At 64.8% G+C, this 26,823-nt stretch carries 31 protein-coding genes; 12 read left to right on the top strand and 19 right to left on the bottom strand.

Annotated features, from left to right (window positions below; translation table 11 throughout):
* Nucleotides 1-63 precede the first annotated feature (63 nt).
* The gene (locus XI04_RS25590; RefSeq protein WP_271609206.1) at nucleotides 64-537 is read right to left on the bottom strand and encodes a secondary thiamine-phosphate synthase enzyme YjbQ; all 474 of its coding nucleotides are present in this window, start codon (nucleotides 535-537) and stop codon (nucleotides 64-66) included.
* A gap of 159 nt (nucleotides 538-696) precedes the next feature.
* Nucleotides 697-1,218, bottom strand: coding sequence for a hypothetical protein (locus XI04_RS25585; protein WP_028139852.1), 522 nt, complete (start codon nucleotides 1,216-1,218; stop codon nucleotides 697-699).
* Nucleotides 1,219-1,577: 359 nt separating this feature from the next.
* On the opposite strand from XI04_RS25585, the gene XI04_RS25580 reads away from it, so the two are divergent.
* The 5 genes from XI04_RS25580 to XI04_RS25560 all read left to right on the top strand — a co-directional run bounded on the left by XI04_RS25580 (nucleotide 1,578) and on the right by XI04_RS25560 (nucleotide 4,219).
* Nucleotides 1,578-1,952 carry an AtpZ/AtpI family protein gene (locus XI04_RS25580; protein WP_028139851.1) on the top strand — a complete coding sequence of 125 codons (375 nt, stop codon included), beginning with the start codon at nucleotides 1,578-1,580 and terminating at the stop codon, nucleotides 1,950-1,952.
* A gap of 109 nt (nucleotides 1,953-2,061) precedes the next feature.
* The gene (locus XI04_RS25575; RefSeq protein WP_028139850.1) at nucleotides 2,062-2,811 is read left to right on the top strand and encodes a F0F1 ATP synthase subunit A; all 750 of its coding nucleotides are present in this window, start codon (nucleotides 2,062-2,064) and stop codon (nucleotides 2,809-2,811) included.
* A 53-nt stretch (nucleotides 2,812-2,864) separates the two neighbouring features.
* Nucleotides 2,865-3,095, top strand: coding sequence for a F0F1 ATP synthase subunit C (locus XI04_RS25570; RefSeq protein WP_007599451.1), 231 nt, complete (start codon nucleotides 2,865-2,867; stop codon nucleotides 3,093-3,095).
* A gap of 66 nt (nucleotides 3,096-3,161) precedes the next feature.
* Complete coding sequence (locus XI04_RS25565) at nucleotides 3,162-3,728, top strand: F0F1 ATP synthase subunit B (RefSeq protein ID WP_028139849.1); 567 nt, start codon at nucleotides 3,162-3,164, stop codon at nucleotides 3,726-3,728.
* A 5-nt stretch (nucleotides 3,729-3,733) separates the two neighbouring features.
* Nucleotides 3,734-4,219 carry a F0F1 ATP synthase subunit B family protein gene (locus XI04_RS25560; protein ID WP_028139848.1) on the top strand — a complete coding sequence of 162 codons (486 nt, stop codon included), beginning with the start codon at nucleotides 3,734-3,736 and terminating at the stop codon, nucleotides 4,217-4,219.
* Between the two features lie 196 nt (nucleotides 4,220-4,415).
* Here the strand turns inward: XI04_RS25560 and XI04_RS25555 are convergent, their stop codons facing one another.
* The 5 genes from XI04_RS25555 to XI04_RS25535 all read right to left on the bottom strand — a co-directional run bounded on the left by XI04_RS25555 (nucleotide 4,416) and on the right by XI04_RS25535 (nucleotide 9,844).
* Nucleotides 4,416-5,066, bottom strand: coding sequence for a hypothetical protein (locus tag XI04_RS25555; protein ID WP_038948595.1), 651 nt, complete (start codon nucleotides 5,064-5,066; stop codon nucleotides 4,416-4,418).
* 186 nt (nucleotides 5,067-5,252) lie between these two features.
* A complete protein-coding gene (locus XI04_RS25550; RefSeq protein WP_018316343.1) occupies nucleotides 5,253-5,840 on the bottom strand; it encodes a GNAT family N-acetyltransferase in 588 nt (195 codons plus the stop codon).
* A gap of 39 nt (nucleotides 5,841-5,879) precedes the next feature.
* Entirely contained in the window at nucleotides 5,880-7,169 is a 1,290-nt protein-coding gene (locus XI04_RS25545; protein ID WP_028139846.1) for a M16 family metallopeptidase, read from the bottom strand.
* Nucleotides 7,166-8,584 (bottom strand): threonine synthase, encoded by a 1,419-nt coding sequence (thrC, locus tag XI04_RS25540; protein WP_028139845.1) that lies wholly within the window; start codon nucleotides 8,582-8,584, stop codon nucleotides 7,166-7,168. The genes XI04_RS25545 and thrC overlap by 4 nt, the downstream gene beginning before the upstream one ends.
* 615 nt (nucleotides 8,585-9,199) lie before the next feature.
* On the bottom strand, nucleotides 9,200-9,844 hold the full coding sequence (locus tag XI04_RS25535; protein ID WP_028139844.1) for a response regulator transcription factor: 645 nt from the start codon (nucleotides 9,842-9,844) through the stop codon (nucleotides 9,200-9,202).
* An 86-nt stretch (nucleotides 9,845-9,930) separates the two neighbouring features.
* Between XI04_RS25535 and XI04_RS25530 the strand changes: the two genes are divergently transcribed.
* Nucleotides 9,931-11,277, top strand: coding sequence for a histidine kinase (locus XI04_RS25530; protein ID WP_028139843.1), 1,347 nt, complete (start codon nucleotides 9,931-9,933; stop codon nucleotides 11,275-11,277).
* 61 nt (nucleotides 11,278-11,338) lie between these two features.
* Here XI04_RS25530 and XI04_RS25525 read toward each other — a convergent pair whose 3' ends face one another.
* From XI04_RS25525 to coxB, 9 genes are all read right to left on the bottom strand, one after another.
* Nucleotides 11,339-11,704 carry a nuclear transport factor 2 family protein gene (locus XI04_RS25525; RefSeq protein ID WP_028139842.1) on the bottom strand — a complete coding sequence of 122 codons (366 nt, stop codon included), beginning with the start codon at nucleotides 11,702-11,704 and terminating at the stop codon, nucleotides 11,339-11,341.
* Between the two features lie 105 nt (nucleotides 11,705-11,809).
* The gene (locus tag XI04_RS25520; RefSeq protein WP_038971879.1) at nucleotides 11,810-12,574 is read right to left on the bottom strand and encodes an SURF1 family protein; all 765 of its coding nucleotides are present in this window, start codon (nucleotides 12,572-12,574) and stop codon (nucleotides 11,810-11,812) included.
* Entirely contained in the window at nucleotides 12,571-12,972 is a 402-nt protein-coding gene (locus XI04_RS25515) for a DUF983 domain-containing protein (RefSeq protein ID WP_038948599.1), read from the bottom strand. Before XI04_RS25515 ends, XI04_RS25520 begins: the two co-directional genes overlap by 4 nt.
* Before the next feature lie 97 nt (nucleotides 12,973-13,069).
* Nucleotides 13,070-13,966, bottom strand: a complete 897-nt coding sequence (locus XI04_RS25510) for a cytochrome c oxidase subunit 3 (protein ID WP_028139839.1) — start codon at nucleotides 13,964-13,966, stop codon at nucleotides 13,070-13,072.
* A 79-nt stretch (nucleotides 13,967-14,045) separates the two neighbouring features.
* Nucleotides 14,046-14,699 (bottom strand): cytochrome c oxidase assembly protein, encoded by a 654-nt coding sequence (locus XI04_RS25505; RefSeq protein WP_028139838.1) that lies wholly within the window; start codon nucleotides 14,697-14,699, stop codon nucleotides 14,046-14,048.
* 5 nt (nucleotides 14,700-14,704) lie between these two features.
* Nucleotides 14,705-14,881 (bottom strand): hypothetical protein, encoded by a 177-nt coding sequence (locus tag XI04_RS25500; RefSeq protein ID WP_018316353.1) that lies wholly within the window; start codon nucleotides 14,879-14,881, stop codon nucleotides 14,705-14,707.
* On the bottom strand, nucleotides 14,878-15,822 hold the full coding sequence (locus XI04_RS25495) for a heme o synthase (protein ID WP_038948601.1): 945 nt from the start codon (nucleotides 15,820-15,822) through the stop codon (nucleotides 14,878-14,880). The genes XI04_RS25500 and XI04_RS25495 overlap by 4 nt, the downstream gene beginning before the upstream one ends.
* A gap of 61 nt (nucleotides 15,823-15,883) precedes the next feature.
* Nucleotides 15,884-17,503, bottom strand: coding sequence for a cytochrome c oxidase subunit I (ctaD, locus tag XI04_RS25490; protein ID WP_028139836.1), 1,620 nt, complete (start codon nucleotides 17,501-17,503; stop codon nucleotides 15,884-15,886).
* 86 nt (nucleotides 17,504-17,589) lie between these two features.
* Nucleotides 17,590-18,429: a cytochrome c oxidase subunit II gene (gene coxB, locus XI04_RS25485; RefSeq protein WP_028139835.1), complete on the bottom strand. Its 840-nt coding sequence runs from the start codon at nucleotides 18,427-18,429 to the stop codon at nucleotides 17,590-17,592.
* 462 nt (nucleotides 18,430-18,891) lie between these two features.
* Here coxB and XI04_RS25480 point away from each other — a divergent pair, with 462 nt between their 5' ends.
* The 4 genes from XI04_RS25480 (at nucleotide 18,892) to XI04_RS25465 (ending at nucleotide 22,472) form a co-directional block, all read left to right on the top strand.
* Nucleotides 18,892-19,437: an invasion associated locus B family protein gene (locus XI04_RS25480; RefSeq protein ID WP_028139834.1), complete on the top strand. Its 546-nt coding sequence runs from the start codon at nucleotides 18,892-18,894 to the stop codon at nucleotides 19,435-19,437.
* Between the two features lie 248 nt (nucleotides 19,438-19,685).
* Nucleotides 19,686-21,113: a metalloprotease TldD gene (gene tldD / locus XI04_RS25475; RefSeq protein ID WP_026201654.1), complete on the top strand. Its 1,428-nt coding sequence runs from the start codon at nucleotides 19,686-19,688 to the stop codon at nucleotides 21,111-21,113.
* Nucleotides 21,110-21,889 (top strand): signal peptidase I, encoded by a 780-nt coding sequence (gene lepB, locus XI04_RS25470; RefSeq protein ID WP_018316360.1) that lies wholly within the window; start codon nucleotides 21,110-21,112, stop codon nucleotides 21,887-21,889. Before tldD ends, lepB begins: the two co-directional genes overlap by 4 nt.
* 16 nt (nucleotides 21,890-21,905) lie before the next feature.
* Nucleotides 21,906-22,472 carry a nucleotidyltransferase family protein gene (locus tag XI04_RS25465; protein WP_271609205.1) on the top strand — a complete coding sequence of 189 codons (567 nt, stop codon included), beginning with the start codon at nucleotides 21,906-21,908 and terminating at the stop codon, nucleotides 22,470-22,472.
* Nucleotides 22,473-22,600: 128 nt separating this feature from the next.
* On the opposite strand, the gene XI04_RS25460 is transcribed toward XI04_RS25465, so the two are convergent.
* From XI04_RS25460 to XI04_RS25450, 3 genes are all read right to left on the bottom strand, one after another.
* Nucleotides 22,601-23,179, bottom strand: coding sequence for a PAN domain-containing protein (locus XI04_RS25460; RefSeq protein ID WP_038971874.1), 579 nt, complete (start codon nucleotides 23,177-23,179; stop codon nucleotides 22,601-22,603).
* A gap of 214 nt (nucleotides 23,180-23,393) precedes the next feature.
* Nucleotides 23,394-24,764, bottom strand: a complete 1,371-nt coding sequence (locus tag XI04_RS25455) for a glutamate--cysteine ligase (RefSeq protein ID WP_028139831.1) — start codon at nucleotides 24,762-24,764, stop codon at nucleotides 23,394-23,396.
* Between the two features lie 101 nt (nucleotides 24,765-24,865).
* Complete coding sequence (locus XI04_RS25450; protein WP_018316363.1) at nucleotides 24,866-25,363, bottom strand: MarR family winged helix-turn-helix transcriptional regulator; 498 nt, start codon at nucleotides 25,361-25,363, stop codon at nucleotides 24,866-24,868.
* A 126-nt stretch (nucleotides 25,364-25,489) separates the two neighbouring features.
* Between XI04_RS25450 and gstA the strand changes: the two genes are divergently transcribed.
* Both gstA and XI04_RS25440 read left to right on the top strand, forming a co-directional pair.
* The gene (gene gstA / locus XI04_RS25445; protein WP_212429375.1) at nucleotides 25,490-26,104 is read left to right on the top strand and encodes a glutathione transferase GstA; all 615 of its coding nucleotides are present in this window, start codon (nucleotides 25,490-25,492) and stop codon (nucleotides 26,102-26,104) included.
* A gap of 240 nt (nucleotides 26,105-26,344) precedes the next feature.
* The gene (locus XI04_RS25440; RefSeq protein WP_131233047.1) at nucleotides 26,345-26,653 is read left to right on the top strand and encodes a hypothetical protein; all 309 of its coding nucleotides are present in this window, start codon (nucleotides 26,345-26,347) and stop codon (nucleotides 26,651-26,653) included.
* Nucleotides 26,654-26,823: the final 170 nt, after the last annotated feature.

Genomic DNA, 26,823 nt, shown 5'->3' with positions numbered 1-26,823 from the left:
AAGCACAACGAACCGGCCGCGGAGCGATCCGCGGCCGGTTTTGTTTTGAGCGCTAAAATTGCTTTACTGATTGCTGCCGACGAATTGCAGCACCACCTCGCGCCGGTGCGGGCGCTTGCGGTGCTCGATCAAGTAGATCGCCTGCCAGGTGCCGAGGGCAAGCCGGCCGTTCAGGACCGGAACCTGAAGCGAGGCCCCGGTCAGCATCGTCTTGATATGTGCCGGCATGTCGTCGGGTCCTTCGGTGTCGTGGGTCCACCCGGCATTCTCCGGCGCGAGCCGGGATAATGCCGTGGTGAGATCGACGAGCACGGACGGATCGGCATTCTCCTGGATCGTCAGCGAGGCCGAGGTATGGCGGATGAACAGCGTCAGCGCGCCGTCGCGCGCGTGAACCTCGGCGATGAATTTTGCAGCCTCGCTGGTCAGATCGGTGAAGCCGTGGCCCGATGTCTGCACGGTCAGCAATGACGATGCGATGGTGGTGGCTTGCACCGACGATGGCGCCGAGCGCGTGATGGATCTGGCTGATGTCATCAAATATCTCGATTGATCGAACACTGCCGTAGGGTGGGCAAAGGCGCGAAGCGACGTGCCCACGTCCTTTCTCAGCATCGTGGAAACATGATGGGCACGGCGTAAGAACGCCTTTGCCCACCTACGGCACCTCAACGCATGGATGGCGCGAAGGGGTCCTCAAATCTTCCCCGACACGTCCTTCTGGACGCGGTTGGCCATGTCGATCAGCCGCCGCCAGGCCCTTTCCAGAAACGACATCACGCGGTCGACGTCCTGATCGCTCGGCAGCGGGATCTCGATCTTGCGCTCGCCCTCGGCGCCCTTGGGCTCCGCTTTCTTCAGCGGGTCGGATTTCGGCAGCGCCTCGTCGATCTTGCCGGACACCGTCGGCCCGGCCGCGAGCTGTCCCTTCAGCCTCTCGACCTCGGCCTGGAGTCGGCCGATCTCGGCGTCGAGCGCGGTCCGTTCGTCGGGCACCGCGTAGCAGGCCCAGCCGATGCCGTTCTTGGTGCAGGTCGATACCGTGCCGGTGCGCGTGTCGAGCCGCAACACGCCCTCGGGGATCGGCGCCATGCTGTAGCGGCCGTTCTCGCTGTCGGGCGTGGATTGCGCGGCCTCGAGGTCGCCGCCGATCGCCATCGCGGCGGCGAACGCCGCCAGCGCAAGCCATGATGTTGTGGATGACGTCACTGGTCTCATCGCGCTCTCCGCCACGACGTGCAGGTGGCCCTCTCGCAAATTCTACACCCCGGTGAGGCGATCCGCCGCCCAAAACACGCACCCGCATCAACGATCGCGGCGGCGTCTTCGATCCCGGCAGCGTGGCGTAAGGGCGGCCGCATCCGCCGATCCTGAGGCCTGCTGCTGCGGTGCGGCGTCACGCTGTGTGCAGCGCTGCCGTGCGCGCCAATATCATCAAACAAATCAGCTACATAACCGAAAGCGACGCAATCGTGACTTGGCTTGACTTGATTATGGGCCATCAGTATGGTCCGCGCGGCTTTTGAGGGTGGCGGGCGCAATTTCCATTCAGCCGCGGCGTTTCGGGTCTTCGTTGCATGACACAGGGCACGGGACACGGCGAGAATGGGGATCGCGATAGATCGTCCGAGGAAGCTGCGCTTTCCGAACGGCTCGGAAAACTTGATCAGCGGTTGTCCGAACTCCGGGACCAACGAATCAAGACCGAGCAACCCGCAGGTGACGGTGAAGACAGAGCGGCCAGAGCTTCGGCGATGGCGCTTGGTTTCCGGTTATCCTCCGAGTTGGTCGCCGGGGTCGTCGTCGGAGCGGGGATTGGCTGGGGTTTCGACCGCTTGCTGTCGACGTCGCCTTTCGGATTTATCGTGTTCCTGTTGCTGGGCTTCGTCGCCGGCGTGGTGAATGTGGTGAGAACGGCGGGTGCGGGTCAAGACAGGCGCGGTGGGTCTTAGCCGATCCGCACCAGAGGAATGATCGTGCCGGCCTTGCCGGTACGGGCCGGCCCGGCCGGCAGACCGAGACCCGCCGGCATTGCCCGGCAGACCAAGAGATGCCGCGCTGATGAAAATCGACCCGATCCACCAGTTCAACATCGAGCCTCTCTTCACCCTGGGCCATATCGGCAATCACACGATCGCCTTCACCAATTCGTCGCTCTACATGCTGGTGGCGGTGGCGGTGATCTCGATCCTGATGCTCGCCAGCGGCACGCAGCTGGTTCCCGGGCGCCTGCAGTCGGTTGCCGAAATCTCCTACGAATTCGTCGCCTCGACCATCCGTTCGACGGCCGGCGCGGAAGGCATGAAGTTCTTCCCGCTGATCTTCTCGCTGTTCATGTTCATCTGCGTCTCGAACCTGGTCGGCATCATCCCCTACACCTTCACGGTGTCGAGCCATCTGATCGTCACCGCGGCGCTGGCGCTTCTGGTCTTCTTCACCGTGCTGATCTACGGCGTCGCCAAGAACGGCCTGAAATTCTTCTCTATCTTCGTGCCCCACGGCGTCCCCGGCTACATCCTGCCGCTGGTGATGTTCATCGAGGTCCTGTCGTTCTTCCTGCGGCCGGTCTCCCACAGCGTCCGTCTGTTCGCCAACATGCTGGCCGGCCACATCGCGCTGAAGGTGTTCGCGGGCTTCGTCGCCATGCTCGGCTTCTCGCTCGGGGCGCTGGGCTGGGTCGGCGGCGTGCTGCCGCTGGCTCTCACGGTCGCGCTCTACGCGCTCGAGATTCTGGTCGCGTTCCTGCAAGCCTATGTGTTTGCGATCCTGACCTGCATCTACCTCAACGACGCCATTCATCCGGGACACTGAGCGGTCCGGGGAATTTCCACCCACAACCCAATCTTTCTTCCAAGGAGTCTAAAATGGATCCGGCAGCAGCAAAACTTATCGGCGCGGGCATCGCATGCATCGGCATGGGCGGCGCAGGCGTCGGCGTCGGCGTGATCTTCGGCAACTACCTCGCCGCAGCCGTTCGCAACCCGTCGGCCGCTCAGGGCCAGTTCGGCAACCTGATCTTCGGCTTCGCCGTGACCGAAGCGCTCGGCATTTTCTCGCTGCTGATCGCGCTGCTGCTGCTGTTCGTTCCGCTCTGAGGACGACGTTTTTCGCGCCGTTCCATCCCATTGGGACGGCGCGTGTGACAGCAACAGGAGAACTCCGTGGCTGAAAGTCATGGCGGCGCAAAAGGTCCGGCGGCGGGCGCTCACACCGGGGCTGACGGTGGTCACCACGGTGGCGGTTTTCCGCCGTTCGAGAGCAGCAACTACGCTTCACAGCTGGTGTCGCTCGCGATCTTCTTCGTCCTGCTTTACGTGATCGTGTCCAAGCTTGCTCTGCCGCGTGTCGGCGGTGCGATCGAGGCCCGTCAGAACAAGATCGAGGGCGACCTCGCCGAAGCGCAGAAGCTGAAGGACCAGTCCGACGCGGCGCTGAAGGCCTATGAGAACGAGCTTGCTTCGGCACGCTCGCGCGCGCAGGCGATCGGCAACGAATCCCGCGACAAGGCGAATGCGCAGGCGGACGCCGAGCGCAAGACGCTGGAAGAGCAATTGGCGGCCAAGCTCGCCGGGGCGGAGAAGACCATCGCCTCGACCCGCGCAACCGCCATGAGCAACGTTCGCGGCATCGCCGCCGATGCGGCAGGCCAGATCGTGCAGCAGCTCACCGGCGTGGTTCCGGACGCGGCGTCGGTCAATGCCGCCGTTGATGCGTCCTTGAAGGGTTAGTCGATATGTTCTTCGATCCTGAAACGTGGGTCGCCATCGCTTTCGTGATCCTGATGGTCCTGTTCGGCTATCTCGGGGTCTTCAAGAAAGCGATGGTTGCGCTCGACCATCGCGCCGACCGCATCAAGGCCGAGCTCGACGACGCGACGCGTCTCAAGCAGGAAGCCGCCAAGGTGCTCGCCGACTACAAGGCGCGCACCGCCTCGGCCGAACGCGAGGCCGCCGACATCATCGCCAACGCCAGGAGCGAAGCCGAGCGCATCGCGACTGAGGCCAAGGCGAAGATGGAAGACTTCGTCGCCCGCCGGACCAAGACCGCGGAGAGCAAGATCGCGCTCGCCGAAGCCCAGGCGCTCGCCGATGTCCGTGCCGCAGCGGCGGAAGCCGCCGTCCAGGCCGCCTCGACGATCCTGTCGCAGTCGGTCAAGGGCTCGGTTGCCGACGATCTGATCGCCAAGGGCATCACCGAGGTCCGGCAAAAGCTGAACTGAGGGTTCTGCCTTCACCAATCAAAAAGCCGGCGCAATGAGCGCCGGCTTTTTTTGTCGAAAGACTCTCGTGTCCCGGACGCGGCGCGGCATGAAATGACGCGACGCAGAGCCGGGACCCAGTGTGCCGGCGGCATGGGCCCCGGCTCTGCAGCGCACCGCTGAAGAAGCGCTGCGCTGCGTCCGGGGCACGAGCCCCCTACTTCTTCTTCCGTCCCTTCGGCTCGGGGGACAGCGCCTGCGGGTCGAAGCCGACATAGAAGACATAGGAATCGGCGGTCGAGGCGGAGGGCGTCGGATAAGCCAGATCCTCGACGATGAAGGTGAAGGGCACGCTGCCCCCTTCCGACATCTCGACCGTGGTCCGGTAAGCCTTCGAGGCGATCACTTTCTCGCCGACGCCGCCCTGCACCACCGCGACACGCAAGGGGACCTCGACGGTGGCGGGCGCACCGGCGGGACCGGCGATCACGCGGCCCTGGATTCCGATCCGGGCCGTGATGCCGGCACTGCTGCGGGCACATTCGCGCGCCATCTTGGTGATCGAGGCCTGGAAGCGGATCTCGTTGCCGACGGCCGGCTTTCCGGCCGCCCCCACCGCGTAGGTCGATGCACCCGCACGCACCGTCACCTGCGGGCAATCGAGGTCGTCTTCCGCCGGCTGGCCAGGCGCAGGCGCGGGCTTGGGCGGGGCCGGCTCATCCGACTTGCCGCCGAACAGGCTCTTGAAGCGGTCGGTCAAGGACTGGGCGGCCACCGGCGAAACCGTCGCGAACGACATCGACAATGCCAGCGCGATCGCCGGCATCCGCCGCAGCACATTCCGCGATGACCGAAGCTGCTTCACCATCAAAGCCCGTACTCCAATGACAATTATCCGGCCGATCGCCGGCCGGGGCATGCGGGTTATATCGCCAAAATCGGCGAACCCAAGGCAGCAAAAAGGGGGACTGGGCCAGGGACTTGGCAGGGGACTTGACCAGGGGACTTGGCCAGAGGACTTGGCCAGGGGACTTGGCCCAATGAAGCGAGCCGCTCAGCCGCGGAAATCCTCATGCAGCAGGCCGAACAGCAAATGGTCCTGCCAGACCCCGTTGATGCAGAGATAGCGGCGCGCCAGGCCTTCACGGGAGAAACCGCACTTCTCCAGCACCCGGATCGACGGCGCATTGGTGGGGATGCAGGCGGCCTCGACCCGGTGCAGATTGAGCTCGCCGAACAGCGTCGGCAGCAGCACCCGCAGTGCAGCCGTCATGTAGCCGCGATGGGCATGGGGTTGGCCGACCCAATAGCCGATGGTGCCGGCCTGCACGATGCCGCGCCGGACATTGGCCAGCGTGATGCCGCCGACCATGGCGCCGTCGAGCTCCCGGAAGATCAGAAAGGGATAGGAACGGTCCGCGGCAATGTCCTCGGAATAGCGGCGCAGGCGGCGGCGGAAGCCGGAGCGGGTGAGATCGTCAGACGGCCAGATCGGCTCCCAGGGCGTCAGGTAATCGCGGCTGGTCTCGCGCAAATGCGCCCATTGCAGGAAGTCCGACATCTGCGGCGCGCGCAGCAACAGCCCGTTACCGCGCGGCGCGAGGGCGGCGGGTCCACTGGACGGCAGGCGAAAGAGGGCCATGGTGATGCTTCCCGGGGCAGCTCAGCCCGCGCGCGGCTCCTAATGCAGCCGCGCCTTGGCACGTGCCCGCGTCAATCCTTCCGCAAAAGACACCGCCGTGTCCAGACCCCTGCCACTGCCTAATGCGACAACGGCAGGCCGGCTCCGCGACAGCAGCGCACGCGCGGCATCCCGGGTCGATTCGACGCTGACGGCGTCGATCCGGCCCACCAGCTCCTCGACCGTCTGCGGCCGGCCATAGGCCAGCACGTGGCGCGCCAGCTGCTCGGCGCGGGAAGAGCAGCTCTCCAGCGCCATCAGGAGGCCCGCCTTCATCTGCGCCTTGGCCCGTGCGATCTCGGCCTCGGTCAGGGTCTCGACCGAATCGTTCATGATGTCGACCACGACCTCCATCATCTCCGGCGCGTCGGCCGGATCGGTGCCGGTGTAGAGGCCGAAGAAGCCGGTGTCGGTATAGGGCGCGTGGAACGAGTAGATCGAGTAGCAGAGGCCGCGCTTCTCGCGCACCTCCTGGAACAGGCGCGACGACATTCCGCCGCCGAGGATGTTGGTGAAGACCTGGAGCGAGAACAGCGACAGATCGCTCTGCGGCACGCCTTCCAGCGCCAGCGTCAGATGCGCCTGCTCCAGCTCGCGATGCACCACCTTGGCGCCGCCCTTGCCGAACATGGCCGCCTGCGGTTTGGGACCCGGCGTCGCCTCAAAACTTGCGAAGCGCTTCTCGACCTCAGCGACCACTTGCTTGTGATCGACCGCACCGGCCGCGGCCACCACCATGTCGGGCCCGCGATAATGCGTCGAGAGATAGTCGCGCAGCGAATCGCGATTGAAGGCGCGCAGCGTCTTGGCCGTGCCGAGCAGCGAGCGGCCCATCGGCTGGTCGGGGTAGCAGAGCTCGTTGAGATGCTCGAACACGACGTCATCGGGCGTATCCTGCGCGGCACCGATCTCCTGCACGATGACGTTCTTCTCGCGCTCCAGCTCGTCCGGCTCGAAGGCGGGATTGGCGAGGATGTCGGCGAGCACGTCGAGCGCGAGCGGCACGTCGGCCTTGAGCACCCGCGCATAATAGGACGTGGTCTCGGTCGAGGTGCCGGCATTGAGGTCGCCGCCGACCGCCTCGATCTCCTCGACGATCTCGCGCGAGGAGCGTTTCGTCGTGCCCTTGAACGCCATGTGCTCGAGCAGATGCGAGATGCCGTGCTCGTTCGGCTTCTCGTCGCGTCCGCCGACGCCGGCCCACACGCCGAGCGCCGCGGTCTCGAGATGGGGCATCTTGTCGGTAACGACGGTCAGGCCGGAGGCAAGCTTGGAAATCTCGACGCTCATCCGGCAACTCCCTGCTTTGCGGCGCGGCTGACCGACAGCACGAACCGCTCGACCTCGGCCTGATCGTTCTTCATCACCTTCATGTGTTCGGATTTGGTCATCAATCCGTCGAGCCAGGCCGGCAGTTGCGGCCGCTGGCCGCAGGCCGCTTCGACAGCGTCGGGGAATTTGGCCGGATGCGCGGTGGAGAGCACGATGCTCGGCACCCCAGTGTCGGTGGTATCGCGGTCGGCGACGGCGAGCGCCACCGCCGTATGGGGATCGACCAGCTCGCCGGCCTCGCGCCAGCCGGCGCGAATCGCAGCCGCGGTCTCGGTCTCGTCGGCGCGCCCTGCGTCGAACTCCTCGCGGATCGCGGCCAGCGTCGCATCTGGCAGCACGAAACGTCCTGACTGCTTCAGCGAATCCATCAGACGGCGCACGCCGGCGGCATCGCGCCGGCCGGCTTCGAACAGCAGCCGTTCGAAATTGGACGAGATCTGGATGTCCATCGACGGCGACGCCGTCGCGTGCACCTCGCGCACCTCGTAGATCCCGGTCTTCAGCGTGCGCGCCAGGATGTCGTTGACGTTGGCGGCGATGCGCAGGGTCCGCACCGGCAGGCCCATCCGCTTGGCGACGTAGCCGGCGAAGATGTCGCCGAAATTGCCGGTCGGCACGACGAAATCCACCGCGCGCGCCGGCGCGCCGACTGCAACGGCGGAGGTGAAATAGTAGACGACCTGGGCGACGATGCGCGCCCAGTTGATGGAATTGACGCCGGAGAGCGAGGTCGCATCGCGGAAGCGATGGTTGTTGAACATCCCCTTCACCAGCGCCTGGCAGTCGTCGAAATTGCCCTCGATGGCGAGGGCATGGACATTGGCCGCGCCCGTCGACGTCATCATCCGCCGCTGCACCTCGGAGATGCGGCCGTGCGGGAACAGCACGATGAGATCCACGTTCTCGAGGCCGGCGAAGGCTTCGACCGCAGCGCCGCCGGTGTCGCCTGAGGTGGCGACCACGATGGTCGTGCGCTGGCCGCGTTTGGCGAGCACGTGGTCCATCAGCCGCGAGATCAGCTGCATCGCCACGTCCTTGAAGGCGAGCGTCGGACCGTGGAACAGCTCCAGCACGAACTGGTGCGGCGACATCTGGCGCAGCGGCACCACCGCCGGATGGCGGAAGGTCGCGTAGGCCTCGTTCGCCATGCGGCCAAGCTCGGCGTCCGAAATCTCGCCGCCGGCGAAGGGACGGATCACGTCGACCGCGACCTCCCAATAGGGGCGGCCGAAGAAGCCGGCGATGGTCTCGGCAGAGAGCTGCGGCCAGATCGTCGGCACATACAGGCCGCCGTCGCGCGCAAGCCCGGTCAGCATCACGTCGCAGAAGCCGAGTTCGGGGGCCTCGCCCCGGGTCGAGATATAACGAGTCAAACTGCCCTCCAAAGGCCGACCGGGCCTGCGCCCGCTCGTTAAGCCTTTGATTTTACGAAATTACTTGTTAACAGCCAGAGGCTTTGGGCCACCATAAAGTGTTTTGCGGCATCAGGAAACCGCTTCCCGCCTTCACCCCTGCCCAGCAAAAAGGGCTGCGGCGGTGCCGCAGCCCTCTCTTGGAAGGTCTGTCGTTGATATGTGCAGACCGGTTTGTCTCTGGGGTCGCCGCCCCCGCGGAAACTTGTCCGGCAACCTTTCGCCGTCAGTCACGAAATCGTCAAGGGCGAAAACGACGAGCGCGGGAAGATGTTCCTATTTTTCCCGACATTGGCCAAGCTTTGGCGAGCGCGTTCCAGCGAACCGGCGCCAAGGATTGCCGTTTTATCCCGACAATTGCGGGGGTCCGGAACGAATGCCACCTCGACCCATTGTGTCCGCGGATGGGTGTCGGCGGTGTCCATGCATTGCCCGGCTGCACGCCGACACCAATCCGTCTCGCCGAACCGGCTGCATCCTGGAGCAGCCGGTTCGGTGCCGTCGGTGCCGGGCCGCCAGTGCCCGGGCCGCCAGTGCCCGGGCCGTCAGTGCCCGGGCCGTCAGTGCCCCGGGCCGTCAATTCAGCCCGATTTCAACCGCGATCCTGATCAGGTCGGAATGGTTCTTGGCTCCCAGCTTCTGCTTGAGCAGGGACGTGGTGTTGGCGACGGTCTTGTAGGAGATGCCGAGCGCCTCGGCGACTTCCACGATCTTGTCGCCGCGTCCGAGCAGGCGGAGAATTTCGAGCTCCCGCGGCGTCATCTGCGAGGCCGGGTTGGCCTTGATCGCCGCGCCGGAAAACGTCACGGCTTCCGCGAGTTGCGGTGAGATGTAATTGTCGCCCGCGACCACCTTGCGCACCGCTTTCAGCAGGATCCTGGGATCATCGCCCTTGGAGACATAGCCCTGCGCCCCAAGTTCGACCGCCCGCACCACGAAGGCCGGATCGTCGTTCATGCTGAACATGATGATCTTGGCGTCGGGGTCGTCCTTGCGGATGCGTCGCATCAGCTCGAAGCCGGAGACATCGGGCAGGCTGATGTCGATCACGGTCACGTCGGGCCGCTTGCTGACATAGGCGCGATGGCCGGATTTGGCGTCGGTCGCCTCGTCGATACGGATCGAATGGTCCGAAGCGAACAGGGTGCGGCAACCGGACAGCACCACGGGGTGGTCATCGACAATCAGGACCCTGGTCGCCGGCTTGGCGGTATCTTGCATCGCGCACTCTCTTGTTGTTCGACTCATAGACCGGCGGGAACAAATGGAAAGAGTAAATCCCGCCGATGCGCGTTAGAATTGACCTAATGTGGCAACGGCTCTCGTTCAGAACGCAACTGTTTCTTCCACTTGGCGCGAGCTTTCTCGCAACGCTGATCCTGGGCGGCGTTCTGCTCCAGATCTTCGCGGCCGGCCAGCTCGCCGACGAGAACGAGCCCGCTCGACGTTCGACCCGGACGATCGCGACCGCACTCAACAACACTCTGCGCGCGTCGGACGACCCGCGGAAGACGCTCGACGCCTTTGTCCAATCCTTGACTACCTCCTCGGACATCCAGTTCCGTTCCGCGGAAGGCCCTGCCGCGGAGCCGAGAAAGGACGGCCGGCACAACCTGCAAGGGGTTCCGCAGTGGTTTGTCAACCTGCTCATGGTACCGGACATGGACGCTGCGACCCCGGTGCTGATCGATGGCAAGCGTGTCGGCGATATCGTGTTCCTGCCGGACCTGTCGGCCGACCTGTTCGAGAAGTGGATCGGCTTCCTGGCGCTGACCGGCCTCGTCGCCATGCTGACCGTGCTCACCGGAATCATCGCTTACGTCTTCGCGGGATCGGCACTGCGTCCCCTGCAGCATCTCGGTGAAGGCCTCACACGGATGCGGCGCGGCGACTACGCAAAGCCGATCCCGATCGGAGGGCCGCCGGAGATCCGGCAGAGCTGTGCGGAAGCAAACGCGCTGGCCGCGACGCTGGCGCAATTGAGCCAGGACAATCGCGATCTGATGCACCGCCTGGTGTCGCTCCAGGACGACGAGCGGCGCGATCTCGCCCGCGAATTGCACGACGAGCTCGGACCGCTGCTGTTCAGCATCCGCGCCGGCACGATCGCGCTGGTCGACGCCTCGCCGCAGGCGGGAAATCTCGGCAAGTCGGCCCAGGATGTGCTGCAATCGGTCGAGGCGCTCCAGCAGACCAACCGCCGTATCCTCGATCGGTTGCGGCCGCTCTACATTCAGGAGCTTGGCCTTTCGACCAGCGTGCAGACGCTGCTCCAGAACTTTCGCAAGCAGGCGCCGCACATCGTCCTGACGGACACGATCGATCCGGGTCTCGACGGCATCGCCGGGCCGCTGGCCCAGACCGTCTATCGCGTGATCCAGGAGGCGCTGACCAACGTGCTGCGCCACGCCAAGGCCAGCAACGCCCATGTCCAGGCAACCGTCACCGATAAGGCGCTCGTCGTCGAGATCTCCGACGACGGCGGCGGCTTTCCCGACGGCAACGTTTTCGGCCGCGGCCTGACCGGCATGCATGAGCGCGTGCGCGCGCTCAGCGGATCGCTGTCACTGTTGCGCGTGGATGGGCGAACCCATGTACGCTGCCGCCTTCCGGCCGAGCCGGCACGCGAGGCGCCGGTCCAGCCAATTGGTTGAGCTGACCTTGTCGGAAAACCGCCGCACACTTTACGCCCACGCGGCCCTTCGGGATCATGCCCTAACAGGCGCAGCCATGATGCGCGTTCTGTTGCGCCGGCTCGCACAGCGTGCTGCGGATCTTGCCTTCGGGGCTGAAGCGAAACGAGGCGTGAATCCGTAGCGCGCCGGCGACGGAATATTCGAGATCGACGCCATGGGGCGCGGGATGGATCTCCTCCAGCCCGAAGCCGGCCAAGGAGAAGGCACTGAGTCGCGGCTGCCAATAGGCCTCGAGCTCGCTGCGGCCGCGATAGCGCTGCGCACCGTTGCACGTGCATTCGACCTGGGCGTCGTCCGCATAGAGGTCGAGCAACGACGTGAGGTCGCCCTTCCGGCAGGCGTCCACCCAATCGACGACAATTCCCATCTGGTCGAAATCGCTCACGCCGCAATCCTGTCTGCCGCGGAAACTCACCGGCGGCTTAGAACCACACTCGTGAATGTGCGCTGAATAATAAACCCCGGGCGATACCGGGTTCCCACGGGGTATCTACGGTCGAGCCCAGCTCTGCCGCCGGCCTCTTGCCCACACGGCGAAGGCGATCAGCACGGCGCCTGCCAGCATGAACCAGGTGACGGCGTATTGCAGGTGGTCGTCCTTCAAATGCACGTCGAGCGGCCCCGGGCGCGGGATGCCGTTCTCGGGCACCGGTTGCTCGAGGTCGACATAGAACGGCGCAACCGCGCCCCAGCCGAGCGCGCTTGCGATGGCCGGATGATCGCGCACGAACCAGAGCCGCTTGTCGCGGTTCTCCGCTGGCGTCAGCCAGCCGGACGGCTCGGGAAAGCGCAGATAACCGGTGAGCGCGACCGGCTGCCCGGTAACGAGCTTCTTCACCGCGCGATCCTCGACGCTGCGATCCTGCATGGTGTTCTCGACGAAGCCCGCATCGATCACGACCGTCTCGCCGCTGGGAAGTCGCGCCGGCAGGAACGCCCAGGTGCCGGGGCCGGAGGCGTCCTTGCGCACCGCCGAGCCCGAGGAATAGACCATCGCATCCGGCAGGGCTGCGTAGGTCGCGGTGAAGCTGACGCGGCGGAATTCGTCGCGCGCGGGATTGAGTGCAGCCCATTGCGAAGATGGCGGCAGCGCGATGGGCGCCTCTGCAAGGCGCTCGGTGAGCGCCGCGACCAGCGCGTGCTTGGCGGTCCGGCGCTGCAATTGCCAGACACCGAGCGCGACGAAGACGGCCGTCAGGAACAGCGTGAACAGCGCGAAGCCGGCCACGCGGGGCTTGCGCGCAGGCTGGTTCATTTCGCGCGGTCGACCAACCGGCCCGGCGCCGCCTTGTGGTGGAATTGCAGCGCGATCAGCAGCGACTTCATCGCGCGCAGCGGCAGCAGCGTGGTGGCCAGGATCAGCGGCAACCACAGCGCCGCATGGAGCCAGTAAGGCGGCTGGTACTTGACCTCGACGATGAGCGCAGCCGCTACCACGATCCCACCGGCCAGCATGATGATGAAGATCGCCGGCCCGTCGCCGGTATCGATGAAGGCATAGTCGAGACCGCAGCGGTCGCAGGCGGGTGCGAGGTTGAGGAAGCCCGCATAGAGCTTGCCCTGGCCGCAGCGCGGGCATCGGCAGGCAAGCCCGCGCAGCGCGCTTTGCAGGACGGTGGTTTCAGGCTCGGGCTTGCCGGCGGTGTCGTTCATGATGGCAGACTCTATCACAGTTTTCGCGGGAGCTTCCGGCGGCCCAAAAGCGAAAGGGCGGCCCAGCGGCCGCCCTTTCTGATCTCGTTGTCGCGGCTCAGTGCGCGCCGTGGGCCATGGTCTCGGCGCCGTGTCCCCAGACGTAGATGCAGAGGAACAGGAACAGCCAGACCACGTCGACGAAGTGCCAGTACCAGGCGGCGAACTCGAAGCCGAGATGCTGCTTCGGCGTGAAGTGGCCGGCATAGGCGCGGAACAGGCACACCAGCAGGAAGATGGTGCCGACCAGCACGTGGAAGCCGTGGAAGCCGGTCGCCATGAAGAAGGTCGCGCCATAGACGTTGCCGCCGAACGAGAACGCCGCATGGCTGTACTCGTAGGCCTGCACGCAGGTGAAGAGCGCACCGAGCACGACGGTCAGGATCAGGCCGTATTTCAGGCCCTGGCGGTCGTTCTCCAGCAGCGCATGGTGCGCCCAGGTCACGGTGGTGCCCGACGTGAGCAGGATCAGCGTGTTGAGGAGCGGCAGATGCCAGGGATCGAAGGTCTCGATGCCCTTCGGCGGCCAGGTGCCGGGGACGGCGCAGGCGCCGGCCTGGGTGCCGAGGCCGCAGCCGAATACGGCATCGCGGGTGGCGTGAACGGCGTCGGCCGGAAACAGCGCGGCGTTGAAATAGGCCCAGAACCAGGCGACGAAGAACATCACCTCGGAGGCGATGAACAGGATCATGCCATAGCGGTGATGCAGCTGCACGACGCGGGTGTGGTCGCCCTTGTACTGGGCTTCCTTGATCACGTCGCCCCACCAGCTCGCCATGGTGTAGAGCACGCCCACGGTGCCGACGCCGAACACGATCGGCGCGGCCGAGAACATGTGATGCATCCAGGTGATCGCGCCGACCGCCATGATGAAGGCCGAGAGCGAACCGACGGCCGGCCAGGGCGAGGGGTCGACCAGGTGATAGTCGTGATGCTTGGTGTGCGCCGTAGCCATTTCGGTCTCTCTCCTCAATCCCGTGCCTGTCAGGCACTTATCCCCTTGTTTCCGACCTTCCGAGCGCGAGCCCCGGCGGTCAGAGATTTCCCTTGCGCTTGTCGCCTTCGCCCGATGCCAGCGGCTTCACCACCGGATCCTTCACCGGATAGAAGGTGTAGGACAGCGTGATCGTGTTCAGCCCGTCGTTCTCGTGATCGTCGGCGATCGACGGATCGACGTAGAACACGACCGGCATCTCGCGCTTCTCGCCGGGCGCCATGGTCTGCTCGGTGAAGCAGAAGCAGTTGATCTTCTGGAAATAGGAGCCGACCGTCAGCGGCGCGACATTGTAGGCGGCCTGCGCGGCAGTGGTGCGCGCGGCCTGGTTTGTCACGGTGTAGAAGACGGTCACGACCTGGCCGATATTGACCTCGATCTCGCTCTGCTCCGGCTCGAACTTCCAGGGCAGGCCGGGCGCGACGTTGGAATCGAAGCGCACCGAGATTTTCCGCGCGATCGGGCCGGTGGCCGGCGCGGAGGTCGCAACCTGGGTCGTGCCGTTGAAGCCGGTGGCGCGGCAGAACCAGTTGTAGAACGGCACCGCCGCGTAGGAGGCACCCACCATCAGCGCGACCACGCCGCCGCAGATGGAAGCAACCACCACATCGCGGCCCAGCCCGCGGCCCTTGGTCGGCTCACGCTTGGCCGGCTTGGCGCTGACATCCTGCGATATGGTCGGCTCGTGATCCATGTTTCCTACATCGGCCGCACGAGGACTGCCGGCCCCTTGACCATGGTGACGGCGAAGAACAGCACCACGAGCACGCCGAGCGCGAGCGCGATCGCAATCGAACGCTGACGACGGCTCTTCTTCTGCGCCTCGGTGAGGACGATTCCATCTGGCTCGGGTTTGTCGACCATCCCTGCGATCATGCGCCCCCTACCAGCGGAGCAAGTGCCCGGAACACGACCTCGGCCAGCAGGGTCGCGAACAGCACGAACAGATAGAGGATCGAAAAGGCGAATAGCTTGCGGGTCGCACGCAGCGACGCAGCTCGCTCGCGGCGCAGATAGACGTTGATCGCGAGCACCAGCATGCCGGCGCCGAGGATCAGCGAGACGATGCCGTAAACGGCGTCGAAATAGCCGAGCGCCCAGGGCGCCGCGGCGACCGCGATCAGCACGATGGTGTAGAGCAGGATCTGGAGCCGCGTCGCGTCGGGACCGGCGACGTTGGGCAGCATCGGAATGCCGGCGCGCGCGTAATCGTCGGAGCGGAACAGCGCCAGCGCCCAGAAGTGCGGCGGGGTCCAGAAGAAGATGATGGCGAACAGCAGCAGCGGCTCGACGTCGACAGTGCCTGTGACCGCGGCCCAGGCCACCACCGGCGGCAGCGCACCGGCGGCACCGCCGATCACAATGTTCTGCGCGGTCCAGCGCTTCAGCCACATGGTGTAGATCACGACGTAGAAGAAGATGGTGAAGGCGAGCAGCGCGCCCGCGATCCAGTTGACGAGGATACCGAGCGTCATCACCGAGAAGAAGGACAGCGTCAGGCCGAACGCCATGGCTTCAGGGCGTGTGATGCGGCCGCGCGGAATCGGCCGGTTCGCCGTGCGCGACATCTTGGAGTCGATATCGCCTTCCAGCGCCATGTTGAGCGCGCCCGAGGCGCCCGCGCCGACGGCGATGCAGAGCAGCGAGGTGATCGCCAGCACCCAGTGGAAATGCCCGGGCGCCATCGCCATCCCGACCAGCGCGGTGAAGATCACCAGCGACATCACCCGCGGCTTCAAGAGCGCGATGTAGTCGCCGACCTCCGCTTCGGAGATGCGGGGATTGATGTCGATGGCGTTGTGGTCGAGGACGGACACTTAATTCAACTCGCTTCGTTATAGAGCCGCGGCGCCCGTCACGGGCGCCGCGGGAGATCGATCACTGCACGCGGGGCAGCACTTCGAACTGATGGAAGGGCGGCGGCGAGGGCAAGGTCCACTCCAGCGTGGTCGCACCTGCACCCCACGGATTGTCGCCGGCCGGCACCTTCTTCATGAAGGCGTCGAGCACGCAGTAGAGGAAGATCAGCACGCCGAAGCCGGAGATGTAGGAGCCGACCGACGAGACCAGGTTCCAGCCCGCGAACGCGTCGGGATAGTCGACGTAACGGCGCGGCATGCCCGACAGGCCGAGGAAGTGCTGCGGGAAGAACACCAGATTGACGCCGATGAAGGTGACCCAGAAGTGCGCCTTCGCGAGCGTCTCGTTGTACATGTAGCCCGACATCTTCGGGAACCAGTAGTACCAGCCGGCGAAGATCGCGAACACCGCACCGAGCGACAGCACGTAGTGGAAGTGTGCGACGACGTAGTAGGTCTCCTGCAGCACGCGGTCGACGCCGGCGTTCGCCAGCACGACGCCGGTGACGCCGCCGACCGTGAACAGGAAGATGAAGCCCACGGCCCAGATCATCGGGGCCCGGAATTCGATCGAGCCGCCCCACATCGTGGCGATCCACGAGAAGATCTTCACGCCGGTCGGAACCGCGATCACCATCGTCGCAGCGACGAAATAGGCCTGCGTCGCCGACGACATGCCGACCGTGTACATGTGGTGCGCCCACACCACGAAGCCGATGCCGCCGATCGCGACCATGGCGTAGGCCATGCCGAGATAGCCGAACACGGGCTTGCGCGAGAAGGTGGAGATGATCTGGCTGACCATGCCGAAGCCGGGCAGGATCAGGATGTACACCTCGGGGTGACCAAAGAACCAGAACAGATGCTGGAACAGCACGGGGTCGCCGCCGCCGTCAGGCGCGAAGAACGTCGTGTGGAAGTTGCGGTCGGTGAGCAGCATCGTGATCGCACCGGCGAGCACCGGCAGCGACAGCAGCAGCAGGAACACCGTCACCAGGATCGACCACACGAACAGCGGCATCTTGTGCAGGGTCATGCCCGGCGCGCGCATGTTGAAGATCGTGGTGATGAAGTTGATGGCGCCGAGGATCGACGAGGCGCCCGCCAGATGCAGCGACAGGATCGCGAAGTCGACGGCCGGGCCCGGATGGCCCGAGCTCGACAGCGGCACGTACATGGTCCAGCCGGCGCCGACGCCGTTGGCACCCGGCTCGCCCTCGACGAAGGTCGACATCAGCAGCAGGGCGAAGGAGGCCGGCAGCAGCCAGAACGAGATGTTGTTCATGCGCGGGAACGCCATGTCGGGCGCGCCGATCATCAGCGGCACGAACCAGTTGCCGAAGCCGCCGATCATCGCGGGCATGACCATGAAGAAGATCATGATCAGGCCGTGAGAGGTCACGAACACGTTATAGGTGTGCGTCTCGTGGAAGATCTGCACGCCCGGATACATCAGCTCGGCACGGATCGCGATCGACATCGCGGCGCCGATGACGCCGGCGATGACCGCGAAGATCAGGTACATCGTGCCGATGTCCTTGTGGTTGGTCGAATAGACGTAGCGGCGCCATCCGGTCGGATGGGCATGCTCGTCATGTCCGTGGGCGTGATCGCCGTGTGCCGCTGCGCTCGTTGCCATTTTCAAATCCTGCCTTGCGTCCCAATCGGACCTCTGGAGGTCCCGCCCTTATGTCGCTTTCAGTCCCTCAAGCCGTCACCCGACGCCTACTGCGTCGGGCCGGCCGCGGAGGCGTAGGTGCTGGTGCCGCCGCTCGCAAATTTCTTCTTTGCCGTCTCGACCCAGGAGGCGAACTCCTGGTCATTCACGACGCGAATCGCGATCGGCATGAAGGCGTGGTCCTTGCCGCAGAGCTCCGAGCACTGGCCGTAGAACATGCCGGTCTTGGTCGCCTTGAACCAGGTCTCGTTCAGCCGGCCCGGAATGGCGTCGATCTTGACGCCGAAAGCCGGCAGCGCGAAGGCGTGGATGACGTCGGCGCCGGTGACCTGGACACGAATCACCTTGTTGACGGGCACCACCATCTCGTTGTCGACGCCGAGCAGGCGGGGCTGCTTGTCCTGCGCCATCAGCGAATCGAACTCGAACTTGCCGTTATCGGGATAGGCATAGGACCAGTACCACTGCTTGCCGGTCGCCTTGATGGTGATATCCGCCTTCGGCACGTCGAGTTCAAGGAACAGAAGCCGGAACGACGGCACCGAGATGCCGACCAGGATCAGCACCGGAACCAGCGTCCAAGCCACCTCGATCAGCGTGTTGTGGGTGGTCCGCGACGGCACCGGATTGGCCCGTGCGTTGAACTTGATGACCACGACCACGAGCAGCGCCAGGACGAACAGCGTGATCAGCGTGATCAGCACGAACAGGAAGTTGTGGAACCAGATGATGTTGTCCATCACCGGGGAGCCGGACTCCTGAAGCGTCCATTCCCAGGGCTTCGGCTGCCCGAGCTCGGCAAATGCCGCACCGCCCGTCGCCAGCGTCAGACCCGCCACGGCCAATCCCAGCAAGTGCCGGCCCACCGGGCCCATCGACATCCTCATGCCGTTCGCGCTCCCCTTACGAAATCACCCCAAGTGCGCTCCCCCTGTTTGCGGGAAACGCTTATTCGATCCGCCCGCCTGACAAACCGCCGCGCAAGAATACCTCTAAGAGGAATTGGGGCCAGATCGCTAGAACGCCGAAATCAAGCCTCTCAAACCATAATTTTTGATCTATCGCAATGCAGTCTTGAGCCCCGTCTGCCAGCGATCACCCGCAAGATATTTCCTAGTAAGATCAGACAAAAATACCGTTTGCCGGGATGCTGCCGCTTGACAGCGGAATTGCCCGCGGTAGGCACTGACAGATGGCCGCGCAGGAACCTGATTCGTGCGGGCGGCGGCGGCGCGAGGCGGCGTGAAATTTGCTTGGGAATCGCCTTCAAGACGCCGTCATTCCCGTATCAGTCCGCCAGATTAGTCCGCCAAGCGCGAGCGACCCAGGCGAGCAGAGGGACCGACCCGATGGGGCTTTCGAAATCGATGGCAAGGCTGGCGAGAAGGCAGATGACCCGCCTCCCGGCGCTGGCCAGCCTGCTGGCTGCGCTCGTCGTTCTGGCACTCCCCGGCCTCGCCCATGCGCAGGGCGCAGTCCGCTCCGTGCATGGCGACTGGCAGATTCGCTGCGACACGCCGCCTGGCGCCCAAACCGAGCAATGCGCCCTGATCCAGAGCGTGGTCGCCGAAGACCGCTCCAATGCCGGCCTGACCGTCATCGTGCTGAAGACCGCCGACCAGAAGAGCCGCCTGATGCGCGTGGTCGCGCCGCTCGGGGTCCTGCTGCCCTCCGGTCTCGGGTTGAAGCTCGACAACCAGGACGTCGGCCGCGCCGGCTTCGTCCGCTGCCTGCCCAATGGCTGCGTCGCCGAGGTCGTCATGGACGACAAGCTGCTCGGCCAGCTCCGCACCGCCAAGACCGCCACCTTCATCATCTTCGAGACCCCGGAAGAAGGCATCGGCTTCCCGCTCAGCCTGAACGGGCTCGGCGAAGGCTATGACAAGCTGCCTTAGGGGCGGCAATCCGATCGCACGTTCTTAATCCCGTTCATCCTTCGAGGGCCGCTGAAGAAGCGACCGCCTCCAGCGACAACGGCTTCGCCGTTGCGCGGGGGTGACGGTGATGGATTGATGCTCGCGGCCAACATTTTCGACAACACCGTCGGCAATCCTATCGTTTCCGTAATGTGACGCCCCGCCCCCTCGCGGAACCGGTCCGAAACCATTATCTTGCCCCACATCTTCCGATAATGGACGGACGCATGACAAACCCTGCCACGACCTCCCTGCTCGACCGCGCCAATCTCGATCGCGACCAGGTTCGCCACGAGGTCGCACGCGGGCTTTCCGGCGCCGACGACGGTGAGCTGTTCCTGGAGTACAGCCAGACCGAAGCGCTGATGTTCGACAATGGGCGGCTGAAGCAGGCGACCTACGACACCTCGCAAGGTTTTGGCTTACGCGCGGTCAAGGATGATGCCGTGGGCTACGCCCACTCCTCCGACGTCTCGCTGCCGGCGCTGATTCGCGCCGCCGATGCAGTCGCAGCCGTACGCGGCGGCTATTCCGGCAGCTTCGCCGCGCCGCCCGCGCACACCAATGTGCGCCTTTACGGCGATGACAACCCGCTGGATGCCCCGGGCTTCGAGACAAAAGTAAAACTGCTCGCCGAGATCGACGCTTACCTGCGCGACAAGGATCCGCGGGTGCGACAGGTCAGCGTCAGCCTGGGTGCGACCTGGCAGGTCGTCGAGATCCTGCGGCCCGACGGCGAGAGCTATCGCGACATCCGTCCGCTGGTGCGCGTGAACATTTCCGTGGTTGCCGGCCAGGGCGACCGCCAGGAGAGCGGCAGCAAGGGTTATGGCGGCCGCGCCGGCTATGCCGAATTCATCGAGAGCAAGAACTGGCGCGATGCCGCCGACGGCGCATTGCGCGAGGCCCTGGTCAATCTGGAATCGATCCCCGCCCCCGCCGGCGAAATGGACGTCGTGTTAGGGGCCGGTTGGCCCGGCGTGATGCTGCATGAAGCGGTCGGCCACGGCCTCGAAGGCGACTTCAACCGCAAGAAGACGTCGGCATTTGCCGGCCTGATGGGCCAGCAGGTCGCGGCCAAGGGCGTCACCGTGGTGGACGACGGCACCATGGCCTCGCGCCGCGGCTCGCTGTCGATCGACGACGAGGGCACGCCGACCAATCGCACCGTGCTGATCGAGGACGGCGTCCTGGTCGGCTACATGCAGGACCGCCAGAACGCGCGGCTGATGAACATGAAGCCGACCGGCAACGGCCGCCGCCAGGGCTATGCCCATGTGCCGATGCCGCGCATGACCAACACCTACATGCTCGCGGGCGACCGCGATCCGGCCGAGATCCTCGCTTCGGTGAAGAACGGCGTCTTCGCTGCGAATTTCGGCGGCGGCCAGGTGGACATCACCTCAGGCAAGTACGTGTTCCAGTGCACCGAGGCCTACAAGATCGAGAACGGCAAGCTGGGCGCGCCGCTGAAGGGCGCCATGCTGATCGGCAACGGGCCGACCGACCTGCATCGCATCCGCATGATCGGCAACGACCTTGCGCTCGATACCGGCATCGGCACCTGCGGCAAGAATGGACAGGGCGTGCCTGTCGGCGTCGGCCAGCCGTCGCTGCTGATGGAGCGCATCACCGTGGGTGGAACGGGCGCATGAGCGTGGAAGAAAAGGTCACCGTCACCCCCAAGCGGAAGAGCAGCGGCTGGGGCGGGCAGATCGTTCAACTCGCCGGCATCGTCGCCGCCGTCTTCATCGCCAAGGGCGCGCTTGCCGAGCCGTTCTACGTGCCGTCGGGCTCGATGGAACCGACGCTGCTGATCGGCGATGCGCTGCTCGCCTCGAAATTCCCCTACGGCTACGGCACCTCGTCGCTGCCGATCCAGATCAGCCTGCCCGAGAGCGGCCGCGTCTTCGCGGAGACGCCGAAGCAGGGTGACGTCGTCGTGTTCCGCTGGCCCGGCGATCGCTCGCAGGCCTGGGTCAAGCGCGTCGTGGGATTGCCGGGCGATCGCATCCAGATGCGGCAAGGCCAGCTCTTCATCAACGACCGCCCCGCCGAGCTCAAGCCCGACGGCGTTGGCGCCGCCGAGGACGACAATGGCGGCAGCGAGCCCGCCTATCGCTATGTCGAGACGCTGCCGAACGGCGTCTCGCATTTGATCTTCAAGATGCGCGACAACGGTCCGCTCGACAACTCGCCGGAAGTGACGGTGCCGGCCGGCCACCTCTTCGTGCTCGGCGACAACCGCGACAATTCCGCCGACAGCCGCGTGCCGCTGCGGTCCGGCGGCGTCGGCCTGTTGCCGATCGACAATCTGATCGGCCGTGCCGATGCGGTGCTCGGCTCCTGGGATCTCGGCATACGCGGCCAGCCGGTTTACACCTGGCTCTCCGGCTTCCGGCTCGGCCGGTTCTTCACCGCCGTGCATTGAGCCGCCTCATCGCACGATGAACCGTGACGAATTCCTCGCGCTCGCGCTGAGAAATCCCGTCAACGTCACGATCATCGACGTGCTGGCGCAGCTCGATCTGCCGGATGCATGGCTGGTCTCGGGATGCCTGGTGCAGACCGTATGGAACGTGCTCACCGGCCGCCCCGTCGATCACGGCATCGCCGACTACGATGCGTTCTATTTCGATCCCGATACATCGTGGGAGGCGGAGGATTCGGTGATCCGCGCCCTGCATGAGCGGCTCGCGCATCTCGGCGCCAAGGTCGAGATCCGCAACCAGGCGCGTGTGCATCTGTGGTACCCGGCCAAGCACGGCCTGCCCTATCCGCCGCTGAGAAGCTCGAGGGAAGGCATCGACCGCTTCCTCACGCAGAACACGCAGGTCGGGGTCAGGCGCACAGGCGGTGGCTACGAGGTCTACGCGCCGCACGGGTTTGACGATGTCGCAGGGCTGATCGCGCGGCCGAATCCGGGCCCGAATTTTTCCGCGACGAATTACGAAGCGAAGGCCGCACGCTGGAAGGCGCTATGGCCCGAGCTCACGGTGATCGCGGCGGAGTGAGGTCTCGTAGGCTGGGCAAAGCGGAGCGTGCCCACGCGTCTGTCGCCGCATCTCAGAGATCGTGGGCACGGCGCAAGGGCGCCTTTGCTCACCCTACGGCACCTGCGTCCGGGGCACGAGCACCAACGCTACCGCACCACGCCCGACGTGAAGCCCGCCTTCCTTCGCGGCGGCTTGATTTCCTTTTTCAGGAAGCAACGCGCTTCGCGCCCGGTGTAGCCGGGGCGGGCATAGGTGAAGGCGCGGCATTTGTTGTCGGCGGTGCAGGCGGCCTTGCAGGCCTCTTCGCCCTCGCCGTCCTTGAGCTCGAAATTGCGCAGATCGCCGCCGGGGCGGTCGATCGACGTCTCCACGCCCTCGACCCGCGGTTCGATCACGCCGGCGCCGCGCACACCCGAGATGCAGCAACTTCCCGGCACCCGCGCCGGCACCGTGTTCTTCAGCCAGCACACCGCCGCGCCGCCTTCGACGTCGGGATAGCTGAAGCTCCACGAGCGGCAACGGCGGTCGCGCTCGCACAGCAGCGCGCAATCCTCAGGATCGCCTGAAGCGACCGGCGTGCTGAAATAGTCGCCGCCGGGCCGGTCGAACGCAGTCTGGGCGCGCGCCGGCACACTCGCGCATGCGAGCGAAAGCAGCGCGGCGCATGCCACGACTTTTGCCAAGACCTTTGCCATGACGGCGCCGGACAGGCGGCCCTTCCCCATCGGAACAGCTTTCGAGTTATTGACGACGCTCGGGTTTTTTCAGCCGGTCATTTGATCGCCGCAAACCTGTATGGGCGATGAACGGCTGAATCCCCGACCGGGGGCCGACCGGCTTAAAGCGCGATGCGATGAGGATGAATCGTCATCGCGCTTTAGGTTGTTGTTTAAGCATGATCTTTTCGGAAAACCGCTGCGCGCTTTTCCGGATCAGGCTTTAGAACGCGTATTCCGCGTAGGCCGGTTCCACCGAGCCCTTCCAGGGACCGTTGAACTTGTCCAACATTTCCTCGGCCGGCGTCCGGCCGGAATCGATGATGCGGTCGAGCGGCTCCAGATGCCGCGTTTCGTCGCGGCCGAGCTGGTCGATGCGGCCGCGCCGGCGCAGGCCGGCATGGGCCAGAACGAGGCATTCCTTCGCGATCTCGAACAGATAACGGTTCTTGATCCGCGCCTTGAAGCCGAAGCGCGTCACGTCGTCGCGCAGGGCCTGACGCTCGGGCGCGCTCCAGTGCTTGACGATCTCCCAGGCCGCATCGAGCGCGACGTCGTCATAGAGCAGCCCGACCCAGAACGCCGGCAGCGCCGGCAACCGGCCCCACGGGCCGCCGTCGGAGCCGCGCATCTCGAGATAGCGCTTGAGCCGCACCTCCGGGAAGATCGTCGAGAGATGGTTGGCCCAGTCCGACAGCGTCGGACGCTCGCCGGGAAGGTTGTTGTTGCGACCGTCGAAGAACGCGCGGAACGAGGAGCCCGACACGTCGATGTATTCCTCGCCGCGCTTGACGAAATACATGGGCACGTCGAGCGCGTAGTCGACATAGCGCTCGAACCCCATGCCGTCCTCGAATGCCCACGGCATCATGCCCGACCGCGCATTGTCGGTGTCGCGCCAGATCTCGGAGCGGAAGGACAGGAAGCCGTTCGGCTTGCCTTCGGTGAACGGCGAATTGGCGAACAAGGCGGTTGCGACCGGCTGCAGCGCGAGCGAAACGCGCAGCTTCTTGACCATGTCGGCTTCGGAGGAGAAGTCGAGATTGGTCTGCACCGTGCAGGTCCGGTACATCATGTCGAGGCCGTATTGGCCGACCTTCGGCATGTAGTTGGTCATGATCTTGTAGCGGCCCTTGGGCATCACCGGGATATCGGCGCGCGACCAGGACGGCGTCATGCCGAGACCGAGGAAGCCGATGCCGAGCGGCGTTGCGATCTCGCGCACCTGTGCAAGATGCGCCATCAGCTCGCTCTGGGTCTGGTGCACGTTCTCGACCGGCGCGCCGGAGAGCTCGAACTGTCCACCGGGCTCGAGCGAGATCGCTCCGCCCCCGGTGACGTCGTAGAGGCCGATGATGTTGCCCTTCTCCATGATCGGCTCCCAGCCGAGCAGGAGCTTCATGCCTTCGAGCAACGCACCGATGCCGCGCGCACCCTCGTAAGGTACCGGACGGTGGCCCTCGAGCGTGAACGGCGTCTTCTCGTGCTCGGTGCCCATGCGGAATTCGGACGGGTCCTTGCAGCCTTCCTCGAACCACGAAACGAGCTCGTCGCGCGATTGCAGCGGCGTCATATCGATCTGGTCTCGCGCCATATCAAACTCTAATCAAAAGGGCGCTTCGATCGAACGCGCGCGGGTGGCGGGGATGGTCCGCGAACCCACCGGGCGCACGGACGAGATGGTGTGCCGCGCGATCATCGCGACGGCGAGGTTTCGTTGACGTTGGCGACGGGCGGCAGTTTCATCTCGCCGCACGAGCAGCCCAGGCGGTCGAGCAGGCCGCTGAGCTTGACGGCATCGGCATCGGACAGTTTCGAACCGACATATTTCTCGATCGCAGCCGAATAGGCGCTCCACATCCGCTTCTGCAGCTCGCGGCCGGCTTCCGTGATCTCGACGAACTGGCCGCGCTTGTCGATCTTGCATTCGCGCCGCGAGGCGAGGCCCTCGTCGACCAGGCGGTCGATCAGGCGCGAGGTGGAATATTGCGGGATCAGCATCTGCCGTTCGAGTTCCACCGGCCTTAGCTCGCCCGAGGGAGCCCGCGACAATTCGAGCAGCGCGTCATACCATGCCAGCGGCGGGAAGCCTGCCTTCTTGAGATCCTGCTCGACGCAATCGAGCACGCGGCTCTGTACCCGCATCAGGCGGATCCAGGCGGAAGTCGCCTCGGTCGATGGTTTGCGTTTCATGGTCCCGCTCAAGCTCGTCGTCCGTCTCTTACCCCATTTGATGCAGCTGCATCAATCTTGACTATTTCAAGCAGTTGCATGTAGTCGTTCTTTCGGCCGAACCAAGCGTCAAGAGGAGGAAATTCCATGAAACTGTACTATTCGCCCGGTGCCTGCTCGCTGTCCCCCCACATCGCGCTCCTCGAAGCCGGCCTGCCCTATGAGCTGGTCAAGGTCGATATCCGGGCCAAGAAGCTCGAAAATGGTGAGGACTATCTGAAGCTGAACCCAAAGGGCCAGGTCCCTGCGCTGGGCCTCGACAGCGGTGAGATCGTGACCGAAGGCCCGGTGATTGTCCAGATGATCGCCGATCAGGCATCAAGCAAGGCACTGGCGCCCGCCCATGGCAGTTCCGAGCGCTACAAGCTGCTGGAGTGGCTGAATTTCCTCACCTCGGAGGTGCACAAGAGCTTCGGTCCGATGTTCGCGCCGGCCCTGAACGACGAAGCCAAGGCTTTCTTCAGGGACCGCGTCATGGGCAAGCTGAAATATATCGACAGCCAGCTCGCCGGCCGCGACTACCTCATGGGCAAGCAGTTCACGGTCGCCGACGGCTATCTGTTCACGATGCTGACCTGGGGCGAGCGGATGAAGTTCGACCTCTCAGGCATGCCGAACCTTGCCGCCTACAAGGCCCGCGTCGAGGCGCGGCCGCAAGTGCAGGAAGCGCTGAAGAAGGAAGGCCTCGCGCAGGCGAAGTAAGACCAGCGCACGACGTTCGAGACGACGAAGAGCCGGATCGGCGATCCGGCTCTTTTGCTTGAACCAGTTGCGGAAGCCCGGACGTTCGCGAGGTCCTGGGCATCAATTTTACGAGCATTGTCGGAGTTAACCAATAACTCCGCCTTGTGTGTGCGGCAGAGATCACCATCGTTGTGAGAGCAATCCAGTTGGCTCAACTTCAGCCATGTACCGCGATGCGGCCTGAACTGGGAAGCTCTCGTGACAACCGTACTCCTCCTCTTGCTCGCGAGCACGATCACCGGCGTGGCGGCGGGACTCTTCTTCCGAGTCTGGAGTCTGTTGCTGGTCTCGCCGGCGACCGCGATCCTCGTCGCAACGGTCCTTCAGACCTCGGGATTCGGATTTTGGACGGGCATTCCCATCGTTGTCGGCTGCCTGATTGCCGGCCAGGTCGCCTATTTGGCGGCGACGCGCTTTGTGCACAGAGGCGAGCTCTCAATGCAGGACGACGTCGACGGCGACCCAGGCAAGCACGGCCATCGCCATGTCGATGAAGAGAACGAGTAGCGCCAGGCCGACCCAGGAGGGGATTTTTCTGCGCCGCCGGAGGAGCCTGCGGCGCGGCCACGGCTGCCCCAGCCGCAAGAAGGGGGCGTATCTCGCGGCAACGCCGGCTGCGCTGTCTTGAAACACCGTGGGGATCATTGCGGGACACCTTCAATGCTAACGAGCCATCC

The organism is Bradyrhizobium sp. CCBAU 11430 (assembly GCF_028128855.1).
Lineage (GTDB): Bacteria > Pseudomonadota > Alphaproteobacteria > Rhizobiales > Xanthobacteraceae > Bradyrhizobium > Bradyrhizobium ottawaense.
This window is presented reverse-complemented; position numbering and strand designations above follow the sequence as displayed.